The 15,820-nt window shown below is 72.4% G+C and carries 10 protein-coding genes and 1 rRNA gene; 7 read left to right on the top strand and 4 right to left on the bottom strand.

Annotated features, from left to right (window positions below):
• The first annotated feature begins 195 nt into the window (after positions 1-195).
• From AC0AIB_RS08815 to fxsT, 5 genes are all read left to right on the top strand, one after another.
• Positions 196-2,511, top strand: a complete 2,316-nt coding sequence (locus AC0AIB_RS08815) for an FxsB family cyclophane-forming radical SAM/SPASM peptide maturase (protein WP_465096379.1) — start codon at positions 196-198, stop codon at positions 2,509-2,511.
• The gene (locus AC0AIB_RS08810; RefSeq protein WP_465096378.1) at positions 2,508-3,296 is read left to right on the top strand and encodes an AAC(3) family N-acetyltransferase; all 789 of its coding nucleotides are present in this window, start codon (positions 2,508-2,510) and stop codon (positions 3,294-3,296) included. The genes AC0AIB_RS08815 and AC0AIB_RS08810 overlap by 4 nt, the downstream gene beginning before the upstream one ends.
• Positions 3,297-3,370: 74 nt before the next feature.
• A complete protein-coding gene (locus AC0AIB_RS08805; RefSeq protein WP_328347282.1) occupies positions 3,371-4,051 on the top strand; it encodes a TIR-like protein FxsC in 681 nt (226 codons plus the stop codon).
• On the top strand, positions 4,038-5,201 hold the full coding sequence (locus AC0AIB_RS08800; RefSeq protein ID WP_328347280.1) for a TIR-like protein FxsC: 1,164 nt from the start codon (positions 4,038-4,040) through the stop codon (positions 5,199-5,201). The genes AC0AIB_RS08805 and AC0AIB_RS08800 overlap by 14 nt, the downstream gene beginning before the upstream one ends.
• Complete coding sequence (gene fxsT / locus AC0AIB_RS08795; RefSeq protein ID WP_465096377.1) at positions 5,198-9,109, top strand: FxSxx-COOH system tetratricopeptide repeat protein; 3,912 nt, start codon at positions 5,198-5,200, stop codon at positions 9,107-9,109. Before AC0AIB_RS08800 ends, fxsT begins: the two co-directional genes overlap by 4 nt.
• Here fxsT and AC0AIB_RS08790 read toward each other — a convergent pair.
• Together AC0AIB_RS08790 and AC0AIB_RS08785 are read right to left on the bottom strand one after the other, a co-directional pair.
• Positions 9,103-10,053, bottom strand: coding sequence for an alpha/beta fold hydrolase (locus tag AC0AIB_RS08790; RefSeq protein ID WP_328347276.1), 951 nt, complete (start codon positions 10,051-10,053; stop codon positions 9,103-9,105). The genes fxsT and AC0AIB_RS08790 overlap by 7 nt on opposite strands.
• 233 nt (positions 10,054-10,286) lie before the next feature.
• The gene (locus tag AC0AIB_RS08785; protein WP_328347274.1) at positions 10,287-11,258 is read right to left on the bottom strand and encodes a helix-turn-helix domain-containing protein; all 972 of its coding nucleotides are present in this window, start codon (positions 11,256-11,258) and stop codon (positions 10,287-10,289) included.
• Positions 11,259-11,390: 132 nt separating this feature from the next.
• Between AC0AIB_RS08785 and AC0AIB_RS08780 the strand changes: the two genes are divergently transcribed.
• The gene (locus AC0AIB_RS08780; protein ID WP_465096376.1) at positions 11,391-12,161 is read left to right on the top strand and encodes a nucleotidyltransferase domain-containing protein; all 771 of its coding nucleotides are present in this window, start codon (positions 11,391-11,393) and stop codon (positions 12,159-12,161) included.
• A gap of 95 nt (positions 12,162-12,256) precedes the next feature.
• Here the strand turns inward: AC0AIB_RS08780 and AC0AIB_RS08775 are convergent, their stop codons facing one another.
• Together AC0AIB_RS08775 and AC0AIB_RS08770 are read right to left on the bottom strand one after the other, a co-directional pair.
• Positions 12,257-13,603: a DivIVA domain-containing protein gene (locus AC0AIB_RS08775; protein WP_465096375.1), complete on the bottom strand. Its 1,347-nt coding sequence runs from the start codon at positions 13,601-13,603 to the stop codon at positions 12,257-12,259.
• A gap of 388 nt (positions 13,604-13,991) precedes the next feature.
• Complete coding sequence (locus tag AC0AIB_RS08770) at positions 13,992-14,639, bottom strand: glycosyltransferase (protein ID WP_465096374.1); 648 nt, start codon at positions 14,637-14,639, stop codon at positions 13,992-13,994.
• Positions 14,640-15,485: 846 nt separating this feature from the next.
• On the opposite strand from AC0AIB_RS08770, the gene AC0AIB_RS08765 reads away from it, so the two are divergent.
• A 16S ribosomal RNA gene (locus AC0AIB_RS08765) occupies positions 15,486-15,820 on the top strand; the annotation flags it as partial.

Raw genomic sequence — 15,820 nt, 5'->3', positions numbered from 1 at the left:
CGTCGGATGGACGGACGTCCGTCCACTTCCGACACAGATGGGGGCCCGACGTGGACCGCACCCAACGCCTGTCCGATCCCTTCCCGGCACCGATGAGCGACGTCCGGCGCACGCCACTGGGCCAGATCCCGGTCGACCGGGCCGACGCCGTCGCCCGGGTCGACGACCGCAGGGCAACACACCCGACCCGGGTCGATGTCGCATCCTTCGGCTCGCACGTCTGACCCGGTCGCCGCGCTCGTCGCCCCGCTGAGCCAGTACGTCCTCAAACTGACCAGCCGGTGCGACCTGTCCTGTGACCACTGCTACGTCTACGAGCACCCCGACCAGTCGTGGCGTCGTCAGCCCCGGTTGATGACGTCCGACACGGTCGAGGCCACCGCGCGACGGATCGCCGAGCACGCCGCCGCCCACCGGCTCGACACGGTGCGGGTGGTCCTGCACGGTGGGGAACCACTGCTCGCCGGCGCGGACCGGATCGCCGCCACCGCCACCGCCCTGCGTCGGGGCATCGCCCCGGTGGCCCGGCTCGACCTGCGCATGCAGTCCAACGGTGTGCTGCTCACCCCCGAGATCGCCGACGTCCTCGTGGCCCACGACGTCAAGGTGGGCATCTCCCTGGACGGCGACCGGACGGCGAACGACAGGCACCGCCGGTACGCCAACGGCGCGAGCAGCCACGACCAGGTGCGGCGCGCATTGGCCCTGCTGCGCCGGCCCGCGTACCGCAGCGTCTATGCGGGGCTGTTGTGCACCGTCGACCTGGCCAACGACCCGATCCGGGTCTACCAGGCGCTGCTCGCCGAGGAGCCGCCCCGGATCGACTTCCTGCTGCCGCACGCCAACTGGGACCGCCCGCCCGCCCGTCCCGACGGGATCGCCACGCCGTACGCGGACTGGCTGTTGACGATCCACCGACGCTGGCTGGCCGACGGCCGGCCGGTGCCGATCCGGTTGCTGGAGTCCCTGCTCGCCACCGCCGTCGGCGGCAGCACCGGCACCGAGGCGGTCGGGCTCGCCCCGGCCGACCTGGTCGTGGTCGAGACCGACGGCACCTTCGAACAGGTCGACTCGCTCAAGTCCGCCTTCCACGGTGCCGCCGCCACCGGCCTGGACGTCTTCCACCACCCGGTCGACGAGGCCGCGGCCCACCCCGGCATCGCCGTCCGCCAGTCCGGTCTGGCCGGCCTCTGCGCGACCTGCCGGTCCTGCCCACTGGTCCGCCGGTGCGGCGGCGGGCTCTTCGCCCACCGCTACCGCACGGGCACCGGCTTCGACAACCCGTCGGCCTACTGTGCCGACCTGGCCGCGTTGATCCGGGCCACGGCGGTGCCCGCCGACCCGGCGGCGGACCGGTCGGCCGACTCGCTGCACCCCGCCGTCCTGGACGATCTCGGCTCCGGCCGGGGCAGCGCGGAGTCGGTGGGGCAGCTCGCCGCGGTCCACCACGGCATCGTCCGGGCCCTGACGGTCGCCCTCAGCCCCACCGCCGGCACCGACCCGGTCGCGGCGGCCGGCTGGCGTCTCCTGGTCGACCTGGACGTCAGCGCGCCCGACGCCGTCCAGACCGTGCTGAGTCACCCCTTCGTCCGGTCGTGGGCGCAGCGCTGTCGGGCCGGAGCCACCGGCGAGCTGCCCCACCTCGCCGCCGTGGCCGCCGCCGCCGCGGTCCGGGCCGGCGTCGACGCCGACCTCCTGCTGCCGGTACGGGCCGGCGCGGTGCACCTGCCGACGCTCGGCGCGATAGTGGTCGACACCGGCACCGACACCGTGCCCGTGGTCGTCTCCGGCGGCACGGTCGAGCTGCGGGCCGGCCGGCGACGGGTGCGGGTCCGGCCGGTCGTCGGGTCCAACCCGGACCGGTGGCAGCCGACCCGGGCGGCCCACACCGACGGCGGCACCGTCCTGCTGGAGGACACCGACCCGTACCGGGACTGTTTCGACCTGCCGGTGGCGTCCCGGCTCAGCCCGGTGGTCGCCGACCGCTGGACCCGGCAGGTGCAGCGGGCGGTCGACCGCCTCGACGACGAGGCCGCCGGCTACGCCGCCGGTGTCCGTGCCCTGCTGCGCGCCGTGGTGCCGCTGCGGCCCGACCCGTCCGGTCGGTCCCGCAGCGCCGCCGCCCGGTCCGCGTTCGGCGCGGTGGCCGTCACCCCGGTCGCCGACGACGCCGCGCTGGCGGTGCTGCTCGTCCACGAGGTCCAGCACCTCAAGCTGGACGCGGTGCTCGACGTCTGCGAGCTGTTCGATCCCGCCGACGCCCGGCGGCTGCGGGTGCCCTGGCGCGACGACCCCCGCCCGGTGGAGGGCGCGCTGCACGGCGTCTACGCCCACCTGGCGGTCGCCGACGTGTGGCGGCAGCGGCCCGGCGTCGAGGCGGCGACACACTTCCGGCGCTACCGGGAGTGGACCGACGGGGCGGTGGACGCGCTGCTCGACCTCGGCAGTCTGACAGTCGACGGTGAACGCTTCGTCCGGCGGCTGCGCGCCACCCTGGACGACTGGCGGTGACCTGCCGGTCCGCCCTCGCCGCCGACCTGCGGGCGCTCGGGGTGCCGGTGGGCGCGACCGTGCTGGTGCACTGCGCGCTGTCCCGGGTCCGGCCCGGCCCGGGTGGACCGGCCACCCTGCTCGCCGCGCTGCGCGACGTCCTCGGCGACGGCGGCACCGTGGTCGTGCCGACACAGACGGCCGGCAACTCCGTCACCTCGCCGGCGTTCCGGGCCGCCACCGCGGGGCTGACCCCCGGTCAGGCCGCCCTTGTCGAGGCGGCCATCGCGCCGTTCGACCCGGCGCACAGCCCGGCACAGGGGATGGGGGTGTTCGCCGAGCACGTCCGGCGGCGGGCCGGCGCCCTTCGTAGCGTCCACCCGCAGACCTCGTTCGCCGCCCTCGGCCCGGCCGCCGCCGCGCTGACCGCCCGGCACGACCTGGACTGCCACCTCGGTGACCGGTCCCCGCTGGGCGCGCTGTACGCCGGTGACGCCCTGGTGCTGCTGCTGGGCGTCGACTGGTCGGTGTGCACCGCGTTCCACCTCGCCGAGTACCGGTGCCGCCGGCCCGCGCCCCACCGGTCGTACCGCTGCTACGTCCGCGACCCGGACGGCCGCCGCGTGCACCGGGACTTCCTGGCCCCGCACCTGGACGACGCCGACTTCCCGCTGATCGGCGCGGCCGTGGTGGCCGGCGGGGCGGTCCGGTCCGGGCCGGTCGGCTCCGCCGAAGGCCACCGCGTCCGGCTGCGCTCCGCCGTCGACCTCGCCCGCGGGTGGATGGATGAGCACCGACCGGCGTGAACGGGACAGCGCGAGGTTGGCCCCTGTCGATACTGTGGTCGGCCGGGAGTGGCTGCGCCGGGCGGGAGCGTTAGGTGGCGGAGGAACGGTTCTGGGAGGACGAGAGCGCCCCCGTGTTCTTCCTCAGCTACGCCCGCACCCGCAACCGGGTGGCGGCGCCCCCACGGGACACCAACCAGAAGGTCTTCCAGCTCTTCGTCGACCTCTCCGACCACGTCGTCGAACTGCTCGGCCTGGGACCGGGACGGACGGCCGGCTTCATGGACCGGATGCTCGACGGAGGGCAGTTGTGGACCGACGACCTCGCCTTCGCCGCCGGCCACAGCCAGGTGTTCATTCCGCTCGTCTCACCGCACTACCTGGGCAGCGAGTGGTGTGCCCGGGAGTGGGACGCCTTCACCCGGCGGCAGGCCCACCCCCGCCCGGACGCCGAGCCGTCGGCGGGGGAGACCCCGGTGATCCCGGTCAACTGGTCGGTGGTGGAGCGCAGACGCATGCCCGAGGTCGTGTCGCGGCGGCAGATGTTCGCCCCCACCCGGTTACCCTCGGACATCGCTCCGCAATACCACGAGGAGGGCATCTACGGTCTGCTCAGCCTCGGTCGCAACGGCAAGGACGCCTACGACGCGGTGGTCTGGCGGCTGGCCCAGCGGATCGCCCGGGCATACCGCACACACTGGGTCGAGCCGGTGGTCCCGACCGACCTGCGGCAGCTGCGCGACCGGTTCGAGGAGGACGGGCATGACCTGGTCTGACAGCTCCTCGCCCGGGGTCACCGGCCAGGAGACCTACTTCTTCCTCAGCTACGCGCACTCCGTCCCGCTGTCGGACGCCGCCCGGCCGGACACCGACTACTGGGTCGGCCAGTTCTTCCAGGACCTCGCCGAAGCGGTCCGGGATCATCCCCGGCGGGCCGCCGAGATCGAGGTGGGATTCTTCGACGGCCAGGTCAACCCCGGGGCGGACCTGCGCCGTACGCTCACCGACGCGCTGAGCCTCGCGCACGTGTTCGTGCCCCTCTACTCGCCGAACTACTTCCGCAACGCCTGGGCGCTCGGTGAACGGGACTCCTTCCGTGGCCGGCTGACCCGGCTGTCGGCGGGGCGGGCGCAGCGGCACGTGCTGCCGGTGCTCTGGATGCCGTTGCCGTCCTGGGAGGACCGTCCCGAGACCGTCCAGGCGTTGGAGCTGGTGCGTGACCCCGACGACCGCGCCGACTACGCCGACAACGGGCTGCGGGCACTGTGCAAACTGAGCGCCTACCGTGTGCAGTACCGCAGCCTCCTCGGGGCGTTGGCCGACCGGATCGTCACGGTGGCCGAACACGAACCGCTCGCCCGGTCCCGGGCGACGCCGCTGACCAGCAACCCGGTCCCGGACGGGCCGGGTACCGCGCTGGTGGTCACCACCCTCACCGCCGACCGGGTGCGCTGGCGACCCTACGGCGACCAGCACCAGCTGGCGGTCGCCGACTACGTGGCCGCGACCGCCGAGCGGCTGGGGCTGCCCACCCGGGTGGTCGAGTTGGCCGAGGCCCGGGACCGGGCCCCCAGCAGCCCGGCGGTGGTGCTGGTGGACGTCCGGGTCGGGGTGGACGCCGCCCGCGTCGCGCTCGACGGACTGCCGCCGTGGGTGGTGCCGCTCGTCATCGCCGCCGACCATGCGCGTGGCGAGCCGACACCCGAGGAGATCGCCGGTAGCTTGCAGGACGCCCGGTTTCCCCGGGTACTGCCGGTGCGCACCATCGACGAGTTCGAGCGCTGCGCGCCGCTGCTGGTGACCGAGGCGCGCAAGCAGTTCCTCCGGCACGGTCCGGTCGATCCGCCGGAGGGCCCGCACGAGCCGAAGCCGAGCCTGGGGCCGGCCGGATCGTCCGACGTACGGCGAGGGAAGGCAGAACGATGACTCCACCCCGCGACGGCCAGGTCGTCACCTTCTACTCGTACAAGGGTGGCACCGGTCGCACCATGGCGCTGGCGAACACCGCCTGGATCCTCGCCGCCAACGGCCACCGGGTGCTCGTCGCCGACTGGGACCTGGAATCCCCGGGGCTGCACCGGTTCTTCGCCCCGTTCCTCGACCCGGAGCAGGTCGCCTCCACCGGCGGCGTGATGGACCTGATCCTGGAGTACGAGTGGGAGAACGCCCGCCGTCGGCAGGCCGGCGGTGACACCCGCCCCGGTGACTGGCACCGCCAGTACGCCCGGGTCCACAAGTACGCCTTCTCGGTGAGCTGGGAGTTTCCCGGCGGCGGGACCCTGGACCTGCTGCTCGCCGGCCGGCACAACCCCGACTACGCGACGAGCGTCACCGGGCTCAACTGGGACAACTTCTACAACCGGCTCGGTGGGGCGCAGTTCTTCGACGCGCTGCGCGCGGACATGAAGCGGCACTACGACTACACCCTGATCGACAGCCGCACCGGCATCAGCGACGTCGCCGAGATCTGCACCATCCACCTGCCGGACGTCGTCGTCGACTGCTTCACCCTCAGCGACCAGGGCATCGACGGCGCTGCCACGGTCGCCGACCGGGTCCGTGGCTACGAGGGGCGGCGGGCCCGTCGGGTGCTGCCGGTGCCGATGCGCGTCGACGAGGGGGAGAAGACCAAGACCGACGCCGGCCGGGCGTTGGCGATGCAACGGTTCGTCGGGCTGCCCAGCGGCATGACCGAGCTGGAACGGCAGGACTACTGGCTCTCCGTCGAGGTGCCCTACCGAGCGTACTACGCGTACGAGGAGACCCTGGCGACCTTCGGGGACGTGCCGGGCAGCCGGGGGCTGCTGTCGGCGTACGAGGCGCTGACCCGGCACGTCACCGGCGGCACGGTCGCCGGGCTGCCCCGGATGGACGACGGACTGCGGCGGCAGACCGTCCAACGGTTCGAACGCCGGCCGCTGATCGTGGACGAGCTGATCGTGCTGCGCTCCGTGCCGGAGGACCAGGCCTGGGCGGAATGGGTGCAGTCCGCGTTGCACGCGGTCGACCTGAGGGTGCTGGCGGCCCCGCTGGGTGCCCCGGCGACGGTGCCGGCCGGCGCGGCCTCGCGCGAGCTGCACCTGGTATCCCGCTCCTACCTCGCCGCCCGCCGGGCCCTGGGCGGCGCAGTCGGTCGGCAGGCCGGTTCCCCAGCGCTCGCGTTGCACCTGGACGACACCACCCCGTCGGTGGACACCCCACCCGGTAGTTGGGCCACCGTGCACGAGCGGGGCGCCTCGGCCGCCGCCGAGCAGGTGTGGGAGCTGGTCGGGAGGTCCCCCGACGGGCGTGACCGGCCGGTGCCGGCCACCCGCTACCCGGGCGTCGAGCCGACGGTCTTCTACGCCCCGGCGCGCAACGTCCGGTTCACCGGTCGGGACCGGCTGCTGCTGGCGCTGCGCGAGGAGCTGAAGGCGGCGGCGCGGGAACGGGTCCCGGTGGCGTTGCGGGGTGGGCCGGGCATCGGCAAGACCCAGCTGGCCACCGAGTACGCCTACCGTTTCCACGGGGCGTACGACGTGGTCTGGTGGGTGGACGCGGACCCGGTGCAGTTCGTCGACGTCCGCTTCGCCGACCTGGGCCGGCGGCTCGGCCTGCCGGACCTGCAGAACGTGCCGGACAACACCCGCGCGGTGCGGGACTGGCTCAGTCACGGCGGCGGTCGGGGTGCCGACGAGCCGCCACTGCGCTGGCTGATCGTCTTCGACAACGTCGACCAGTACGAACACGTCCGGGACTACCTCCCCCAGGGCGAGGGCCACGTGTTGGTGACCACCCGCAACCCGGACTGGGGCGACCTGGCCCGGGCGGTCGACGTGGAGGCCTTCCACCGCGGTGAGAGCGTCACCCACCTGATCGGTCGGACCGGCCGTCGGGGGATGACCGTCGCCGAGGCGCAGCAGGTCGCCGAGGCGGTGGAGGACGTGCCGATCCTGGTGGCGTTGGCCGGCGCCTGGCTGGCCGAGAGCCCCGACTCGGTCGCCACCTACCTGGCCGGTCTGGCGCGCACCGGCCCGGAGAGCGACGTGTGGGGACGCTCGCTGGAGGGTCTGCGGGAGCAGTCCCCCGGGGCCTACCGCCTGCTCCAGCTCGGCTCGGTCCTCGCCCCCGACATCGCCCTCGACCTGCTCTACGGCGACCAGGTGGCGAAGGTCATCGCCCCGCACGACCAGCTGGTCGCCGCGCAGGTCGCCGACCGGGTCTCGGAGCGGGACATCGCGGCGGCGCTGGTCCAGCGGATCAACCGGCTCGCGTTGATCAAGGTGGACCTGCACGCCCAGCGGGTGCAGATCCACCGGCTGCTCCAGGCGGCGCTGCGGTCCCGGATGTCCGAGCAGGAGCTGCGGGAGGCCAAGCACGACGTCCACCGGATCCTGGCCGGCTCACGACCCTCCGGTGACGTGGACGACCCCGCCTTCCAGCCCCGCTACCGGCACCTGTGGCCGCACCTGGACGGCTCCGAGGCGGTGTCCTGCCACGACGACACGGTACGGCAGCTGGTCATCGACCGGGTCCGCTACATCTTCCTCAACGGCGGCTTCGAACAGGGCGCGCAGTACGCCCGGGAGGCGGACAAGACCTGGACGACGATGCTCGAGGGGTTCTCCTCGGACACCTCCGCCCACCGGTCGCTCCGGGTCCAGCTGCTCAACCTGCGCTTCAACCGGGCCAACCTGCTGCGCAGCCTCGGCCTGTTCGACCAGGCTCTGGCGCTCGACGAGGACACCCTGCGGGAGCAGGAGGCGCTGATCGGCGTGAGCCACCCGTACACGCTGATGACCGCCGGGGGGTTCGCGGCGGACCTGCGGGCCCTCGGCCGCTACCGGCCGGCGTTGGAGCGCGACCTGCGCACGCACGGGGCGTGCGTGGAGGTTTTCGGGGAGGACCACCGGCGCACCCTCAACGCGGCCAACAACCTGGCCACCTCCTACCGGCTGTCCGGCGACTTCGTCCGGGCGCTCGACACCGACGAGTCCACCTACCGCCGGCTGCGGGTCGTCCTCGGCCCCGATCATCCGCGCACCCTGCTCTCGGCCAGCAACTACGCGCGCGACCTCCGGGAGACCGGCGACTACCCGGGTTCGGTGGCGGTGTTGGAGGACGTGATCGAGGGATACCGCCGGGTCTTCGGCGAACAGTTCCGGGAACTGCTGACCAACCAGGCCAACCTGGCGGCGTCGCTGCGCAGCACCGGTCGGATCGCCGAGGCGGGCCGGCTGCTCGACGACGCCTACGCCCGGCTGCGGGCCACCATCGGGCCGACCAACCCGGACACCCTGCTCTGCTGGTTGAGCCGGACGGCCAACCTGATGCTCCAGGGCGAGGGGGCGCGGGCCCGCACGGAACTGGACGACGTGCAGCAGACGCTCACCCAGGTGTTCGGGGTGCAGCATCCGTACACGTTGGTGTGCGGGGTCAACCGGGCGGTGGCGCTGGCGGACGTCGGCGAGCAGGACGAGGCGTACGCGCTCAGCCAGGCCACGGCGGACGGGCTGCGGCAGGTGCTGGGGGCCGAGCACCCGTTCAGCATGGGCGCGGACAACAACGCCGCCGTGTTCGTCCTCCTCGGCGGCCAGCCCGAGGAGGGGTACGCCCGGTTGCAGGCGGTGGCGGCCCGGTTGACGGCGGTGCTGGGCGCCGACCACCCGGACACGCTGCGCACCCTCGGCAACGTGGAGACGGCCCGGCAGGCGGCGAGCGGGGGAGCGGTCAGCATCGGCCGGGTGCGGCTGGCCGACCGGCTCGCCGACCGGATCGGGCAGGAGCATCCGAGCGTGGTGGTGCTGCGCGCGGGACGGTACGTGCGTCGGGTTCTCGACCCGCACCCCTACTGACCGGGCCGGGCGCCGATGAGCACGTCGGCGCCCGCCGGGGTCTGCCCGTCGGCGAGCCAGCGCAGGATGCGTGGGAGCTGCTGCATGGCGTCGAAGTGGGCGGCGTCGGGCTGCACCTCGATCTCGGCGCCGGGGATCCGGGCGGCGAGCCAGCGGCCGTGACTGGCCGGGGCGAAGGTGTCGTCCGCGCCGTGCCACAGCCGCACCGGGGTGGTCGTGGTGTCGATCGCGTCGAGATCGAACTTCCAGTCACGACGCAGCGCCAGCACATCGTCGATCCAGCCGTACGGCCCGGCCCGCAGCGCCTCCTGGTAGGTGTCGAAGATGATCCCCCGAAGCGCCGCGTCGTTGATGGCCCGGCGGTCCGGTGGGCCCATCTGCGTCATCAGGTCCCGCAGCAGGAAGCGGGGGTCCTCGGCGGCCCGCGCGGCCCGTTGCCGGATCTCCTCGACCACGATCTCGGTGTCCGGTCGGCCGTCGCCGAAACCGCGCTGGTTGTCGCGGTTCATACCGTCGAACCAGTCCAGGCCGATGGCCTCCGACGGCGCGAAACTCACAAGCACCGCCGCCCGGCTCACCCGGGGGCGCAGGCGTTCGTCGGCGGCGCAGGCCAGCGCGTGCGGCCCACCTCCGGAGCGTCCGGCGACCGCGAACCGGTCCAGCTCGAGCTGGTCGGCGATGGCCTCCACGTCCCGCGCGGCGTCGGCCACGTCCCGACCCTCGAACCGGTCGGAGTCGCCGTAGCCGGGGCGGTCGTAGGCGATCAACCGGATGCCCAACCGGTAGAGCACGATTCCCCGGGGCTTCGGGCCCCGGCGGCTACCGGGTGTGCCGTGCATCAGGAAGACGGGGAACCCGTCGGGAGCGCCGGTCTCCTCGTACGCCACCCGCTTGTTGTCCGCGCGGTGGGCGTATCGCGGCCCAGGCTCACCTTCTCGGGTCACTCCAGCCTGCCTTCCGATGCCACTACCAGCCAATACTCGCAACCCGCATTGATCGAGGACGATTGCTTAATCGGCCCCGCTCAGCCTTACGAGCCTAACGGTCGGGCCTGCCACACCGCTATGCCGCGCCCGGACAACCGGCCGGATCTGTCGGAAACGACACCTGTGGGCCCGTCCGGCTGGAACTTCCGGCCGGCTCGACGAGGGCACCCGGCCCGGATCTGCGAGGGCGCTCAGCAGGCCAACGGCCGGATGTCCGTCGGAGCGTCGACAAGTGCGGCACGCGGGTCGGCATAGCGCCAGTCCACCCGGTACTGGGCGCGCAGCCGGGGCCGGGGCACCACCCACTCGTACCCGACCCGACCCTGCTGTTCCCGGCGGTCCGGGTGCACCTCGACGGTGGTCTCCGAGGTGAACGAGGTCTCCCTGCCCCAGACGGTGGGCCCGCTGTCGGCCGGAAAGTCGAGCCGGATCACCAGGTTCCGGGTGGGCAGCCGGATGTCGCGCTGCAGCCAGTCGCCGAACTTCCACGCCGGCACCCGGTAGGAGTAGTCCACGACGGTGCGCTGCCCGGGGTAGAGCGGCACCGGGGTGCCCCCGCCGTCCAGCAACAGCACGATCTTCAGGAAGGCGTCCCGGCTGCGACCGACCCGCCACCTCATCGGTTCCGGCTGCTCGGCCCCGATGGTGGCCCGGAAGTCGACCTCGTCGATGGAGAGCGGATGGCGGCTGTGGAAGGCGGCGGACCGGGCCGGATCGTCGGGGAACCGGTCGATGTCGATCTGCACGGTGTGCCGGGTGATCGGCTCGGTGCCCACGCTGTGCAAGACCCGCCGGAACCGGCACTCGTACACCCCGTCGACCAGGGACAGGGCGGCCTGTTCGTCCTCGATCACCAGGTGCGAGCCGATGGGTGGCGGGACCGCGGTCGGACCGAGCGGTGAACGGCGTCCGCCGGGCCCCCGGCTGTCGGCGAAGACGACGTACTGCTGCCAGATCCGGTTGCCGCTGTCCAGCACCAGCTCGACCCGGCGAGCGAACTCCTCGGTGGGCTGGTGCCGCCCGTTCTCGATGTGGCTGACGTACGACGGGTCGAAGCCGGTGCGTTCGGCCAGCTCCTTCTTGGACATTCCCCGCTGGTGTCGCCAGTGGGTCAGTTCCCGCACGAATTCCGCTGCCGCATCGTCCTGTGTGGAGCTGCCCATGCCCCCGTCCTCGGTGTCGGGCCTCAAGTCTGTCCCACCGACGGCTTCCGCGCCAGGGGGGCCGCCGACCGGACCCGCCGGGCGTCGCCCCGCTCTCGAGCCCGCCCCGCCGGCAGCGGCAGGATGACAGCCATGGACGCCGCCGTACGCCGCTACCTCGCCGACCTGGTCACCACCGCCCGGGACGTGCTCGGGCCGGAGCTGGTCGGCGCCTACGCCACCGGCTCGGTGGCGCTGGACGCCTACCAACCGGGCCGCAGCGACGTGGACGTGGCCCTGGTCTGCCGGGACACGCCGGCCCGGCGGACCCGGGAGGACCTGGTGGCCCGGCTGCGGCACGAGACCCTGCCCTGCCCGGCGCGCGGACTGGAACTGGTCACCTACTCGCGGACGGTGGCCGGCTCGGGCACCCTCGAACCGGGTTTCGAGGTGGAGCTCAACACCGGGCCACGGATGCCGTTCCGGGCCACCTTCGCCCCGGCCGAGCGGCCCGCCGCCGACGGCCACTTCTGGTACGGCCTGGACCGCAGCATCCTGCACCAGCGGGGACGACAGCTGTACGGGCCGCCAGCCGGCGAGGTCTTCGCCGACCTGTCCCCGGGCGACCTACGGAACCTGCTGGTGACCGCGCTGCGCTGGTGGCTGGACCGGCCCGTCCCGCCCGGGGACGGCCCCGCCCCCGCAGCGGTGGACGCGGTGCTGGGCGCCTGTCGCGCGCTGGTCCGGATCCGCGACGGCGACTGGTTGTCGAAGGTCGCCGCCGGCCGCCGGACGATCGCCCTCGGCCGGGACCCGGAACTGGTGGCGCGCTGTGTCGACGCCCGCAGTGGCGGGCCGCCGCCGGCCGCCGCCGCGGCCCGCGCCTTCCAGCAGCGGGTGCTGGACGAGATCGCCGCCGACTGACAGCGACGGTCCCGCACCGGTGCCCGTGGGATGGCCGGTCGGACCCGCGACCCGACGGCCCCCGGCGATACTGCCCGAGGGCCGTCCGACGCTCGTCAGGCGTTGGTCGGCACCTTGCCGCCGGGCGGTTCGGTGGCCGCGTCGACCCGCGGTTCGGCGGCCGGCCGGGCCGCCAACGTCGGATACTCTGCGGTCTCCCCGCCACCGGCCGCCCCCGCCATCCCGGCGGCGGCGGCCAGGTCGGCGACCCGCTTCGCCTCCCGCTGCACCCGGGCCCGGACGTCCTTGGCGTGCCGCTCCACACTCTCGGCGGCCTGCCGGGCCTCGTCCAGGCGCCGGGTCTCGGCGGTCAGGTCGCGACGGACCTCCTCCAGCCGCTGCCGGGCACGCACCAACTCCCGCTCGGTATCGTCACCCTCCTGCTGGATCTCGGCCAGCTGGGCGCGGGCGGTCTCCAACTCGCCCTGCACCTCGGCGAGGGCCTTCTGCCGCTCGGCGATCTCCCGCTGCACCGTGCTCAGCTGCTCCTGGTGGCCGCTGGTCTGCTCGTCGGCCCGCTGGCGCACCTCCGTGGCGTACTGCTGCGCCTCGGCGATCAGCGCGGCGATCTGCTGCTCGGCGGCGCTGTGCTGGTTGGTCAGCTCCCGCTCCGCGGCGGCCCGCTGCTCGGCCAGCTCCTGCTCGGCCGCGGCCCGCCGCTCGCCGACCTCCCGCTCCACGGTGGCCTGCCACTGGGCCAGCTCCTGCTGGCTCTGCGTCCGGGCCGCCTGGATCTCCTGCTGGATCTGGGTACGCGCGGCCTTGGTCAACGCCTCGGCGGCGGCCCGGGTCTGGGTGATCTGCTTCGCGGTCTGCTCGCTGATCCGCTTCGCCTCCTGCTGGGCCCGCTCGTGGGTGGCCTCTCCCTCGGCCCGGAGCTTCTCGGCGCGCTCCCGGATCTCGGCCAGCTCGGCGTCGACCACCGACCGGCGCTCCTCGTACGCCTTCTCCTGCTCGTCGCGGCGGGCGGACAACTCCTCGTCGAGGTCCCGCAGTGCCTGGGCGGTCCGGTCCCGGGCGTCGAGCAGCGTCTTCTCCGCCTCGCCCTGGAGCTGGTTCGCCCGCTGGGTGGCCGAGTCGGTGATCACCGCAGCCTGCTTCTCGGCCAGCGCGAGGATCTGGTCCACCATCGGGCCGAGGTCACGGAAGGACGCCCGGTCCACCTGTGCCGGACGTTGGCGCAGTTCGGTCAGCTCCGCCTGCAACCGCTGGATGTGCGTGGTCAGGCCCTGGATCTGCCCCGCAGCCTGGGCCCGGTCGGCGGTCAGCGTCGACAGCGCGCCGTCCATCTGCTCGACGTACCGGTCCACCTGCCGTTTGTCGTAGCCACGCAGCGCGAGCTCGAACCTCGGCCGTGACGTCCCGTCGTCGCGCGACGCGTACGACTCCTCCCCGGTGGACATAACCAGCCTCCGTACTCCTCGGCGGTCCCAGGTCCGCGTGGGCGCCCCCGGGTCACGATGGGGCGAAACACTACCGGCGACCGGTGTTCCGGGTGACCGGGCCCCGGGTGGGGTCCACCCACCGATCCGACCCGCCGGCGGTCGTACCGCCCGGTCCGGATCGGCGTACCCGTCAGTCTGCTGGATGACCCCGTCCCTGCGGGGTCGACCGTTCCGAAGTCGCAGACATGTTCACCTCCTCAGGCCCCGGTGCCGAGCGGGACGGCCGGACCGGCGCCGGGGCGGGCGATCCGCCCCGGCGAAGACCAGACACAGCGGTCCACTGTGGGTTGCCGGATCGCCTTGACCAAGGCGTGTACCAGGACAACCCAGAGCAGCCAGTGCAGCATCAGCAGCAGGTACGCATGGTCGAACCGGCTGTTGTGCCGGCCCACCCGGTGCCCGATGACGCCCTGGAAGGTGCCCCACAACCAGCGGAGGTTCTGTCGGTACCAGTCCCGGCCGGTGGTCGGGTCCTGGAGCTGTGCGACGGCACGGGGGCGTATACGACCTTCCCGAGCCGGCGGCGGTGCGTCTCCAACACCCAGTAGGTGTCGTCGACGATGTACGGCGGCCGCTGGGGCAGCAACACGTCCAACAGTTCGGTGCGGTAGACCGAGTTCGAACCGGAGATGCAGTTCATCACGTTGAAGTGGCCGTGGATCCGGCGTACGAGGGCCTGGTGGTTCCAGTAGCTGTAGGCCCGCTTGGCCAGCCACGGGTTCCACCGGTGCTCTGCCGGCCACCAGGTGACGTTGTGCCCGACAACGATGGCGACCTCGTCGGCGAGTTGGGCCAGCGCGGCGGTGACGAAGTCCGCCTCCACCAGGACGTCGTCGTCGAGGATCGCCACCGCCCGGTACGCGGTACCGAGACCAAACGCGGTGTAGGCGGCGTGCAGCGCGGCCGGCTTGCCGACGTTGTCCGCCAGTTCGAGGACCCGGGCGCCGGCGGCAGCCGCCACCGCGGAGGTGGTGTCGGTCGAGGCGTCCGACACCACGTACACGGGAGCGCCGGTGGCTCGGGCCGCCTGGCACGCAGTTGAGAGGGGGTGAGGGCCGCTGCACTGCGGTGTGGCCGTAACGCTACGTATAACTTAAGTGATCTCCAACCGCGATCGCGGGTTCTGGCCGTTCGGCCCATCCGGGTGTCCCCCCAGTAGTCTTTCCGCAGCTCGTTCCCGGTCTCCGGTGGCCTCTCGCGGGCGGATCCGGCGCGTTTCTCCGGCTGTCGTGGCCGGTGTGACAGTGGGCGCGTGGTCCGGATTTGACGGCCGGCTGAACGGCCGCGTAACTTTCTCTCTGCCAGCGCGGAACGGACGAAGCAGGGCGAAAGCCCCAAGGCCGAGCGCGGCACTCGATCCCGGGTGGTGCCCTCCGGATCGGCCCCTAGGGGTCGATGAGGGGAGGCGAAACCGACCGAGTAGAGTGAAGGCCCGGCAGGGAAACGGACGAAGTGGCGGTTCACCGCCTGCGGCCGGCCTGACGGAAATCACGAGGGATTCCGGTGTGAGCCGGGATGTTCGTGGTGTGTGGAAAATGTGGTGGAAGTGGTGTGGATCGCTACAGAGCGGTTTGACACGGCGGATATCACCGGGTAACGTAGTAAAAGTGCCTGGCGCGGAAGCGCGGGGTGTGTTTGGACGAGATGCCCCAGGTCGGGGGTTCTGCGGTGCAGGGCTTTCGGGTGGTGTGTGGTTGTTCTTTGAGAACTCAACAGGGTGCTTGATAAGCCAGTGCCAATGATGATTTATACCCCGCGCTGGGCAGACTTTCGGGTTTGTTCGGTGGGGATTCCTTTGGCAACATTTGTTTGTTGTCGGGATGGATTGTTCAACAAGTTTTTGTTGGAGAGTTTGATCCTGGCTCAGGACGAACGCTGGCGGCGTGCTTAACACATGCAAGTCGAGCGGAAAGGCCCTTCGGGGTACTCGAGCGGCGAACGGGTGAGTAACACGTGAGTAACCTGCCCTAGGCTTTGGGATAACCCTCGGAAACGGGGGCTAATACCGAATATGACCTCCTTCCGCATGGTGGGTGGTGGAAAGTTTTTCGGCCTGGGATGGGCTCGCGGCCTATCAGCTTGTTGGTGGGGTGATGGCCTACCAAGGCGACGACGGGTAGCCGGCCTGAGAGGGCGACCGGCCACACTGGGACTGAGACACGGCCCAGACTCCTA

The organism is Micromonospora sp. DSM 43699 (genome assembly GCF_055517075.1).
Note: the sequence above shows the minus strand (reverse complement) of the source record. Positions and strands in the feature narration are given on the sequence as shown.

What these genes read in the sequence shown, in the direction of transcription:
- AC0AIB_RS08780 (WP_465096376.1), top strand. Translation starts at nt 11,391, where the DNA reads ATGGACGCCGCCGTACGCCGCTACCTCGCCGACCTGGTCACCACCGCC.
- fxsT (WP_465096377.1), top strand. Translation starts at nt 5,198, where the DNA reads ATGACTCCACCCCGCGACGGCCAGGTCGTCACCTTCTACTCGTACAAG.
- AC0AIB_RS08785 (WP_328347274.1), bottom strand. Translation starts at nt 11,258, where the DNA reads ATGGGCAGCTCCACACAGGACGATGCGGCAGCGGAATTCGTGCGGGAA.
- AC0AIB_RS08775 (WP_465096375.1), bottom strand. Translation starts at nt 13,603, where the DNA reads ATGTCCACCGGGGAGGAGTCGTACGCGTCGCGCGACGACGGGACGTCA.
- AC0AIB_RS08815 (WP_465096379.1), top strand. Translation starts at nt 196, where the DNA reads ATGTCGCATCCTTCGGCTCGCACGTCTGACCCGGTCGCCGCGCTCGTC.
- AC0AIB_RS08800 (WP_328347280.1), top strand. Translation starts at nt 4,038, where the DNA reads ATGACCTGGTCTGACAGCTCCTCGCCCGGGGTCACCGGCCAGGAGACC.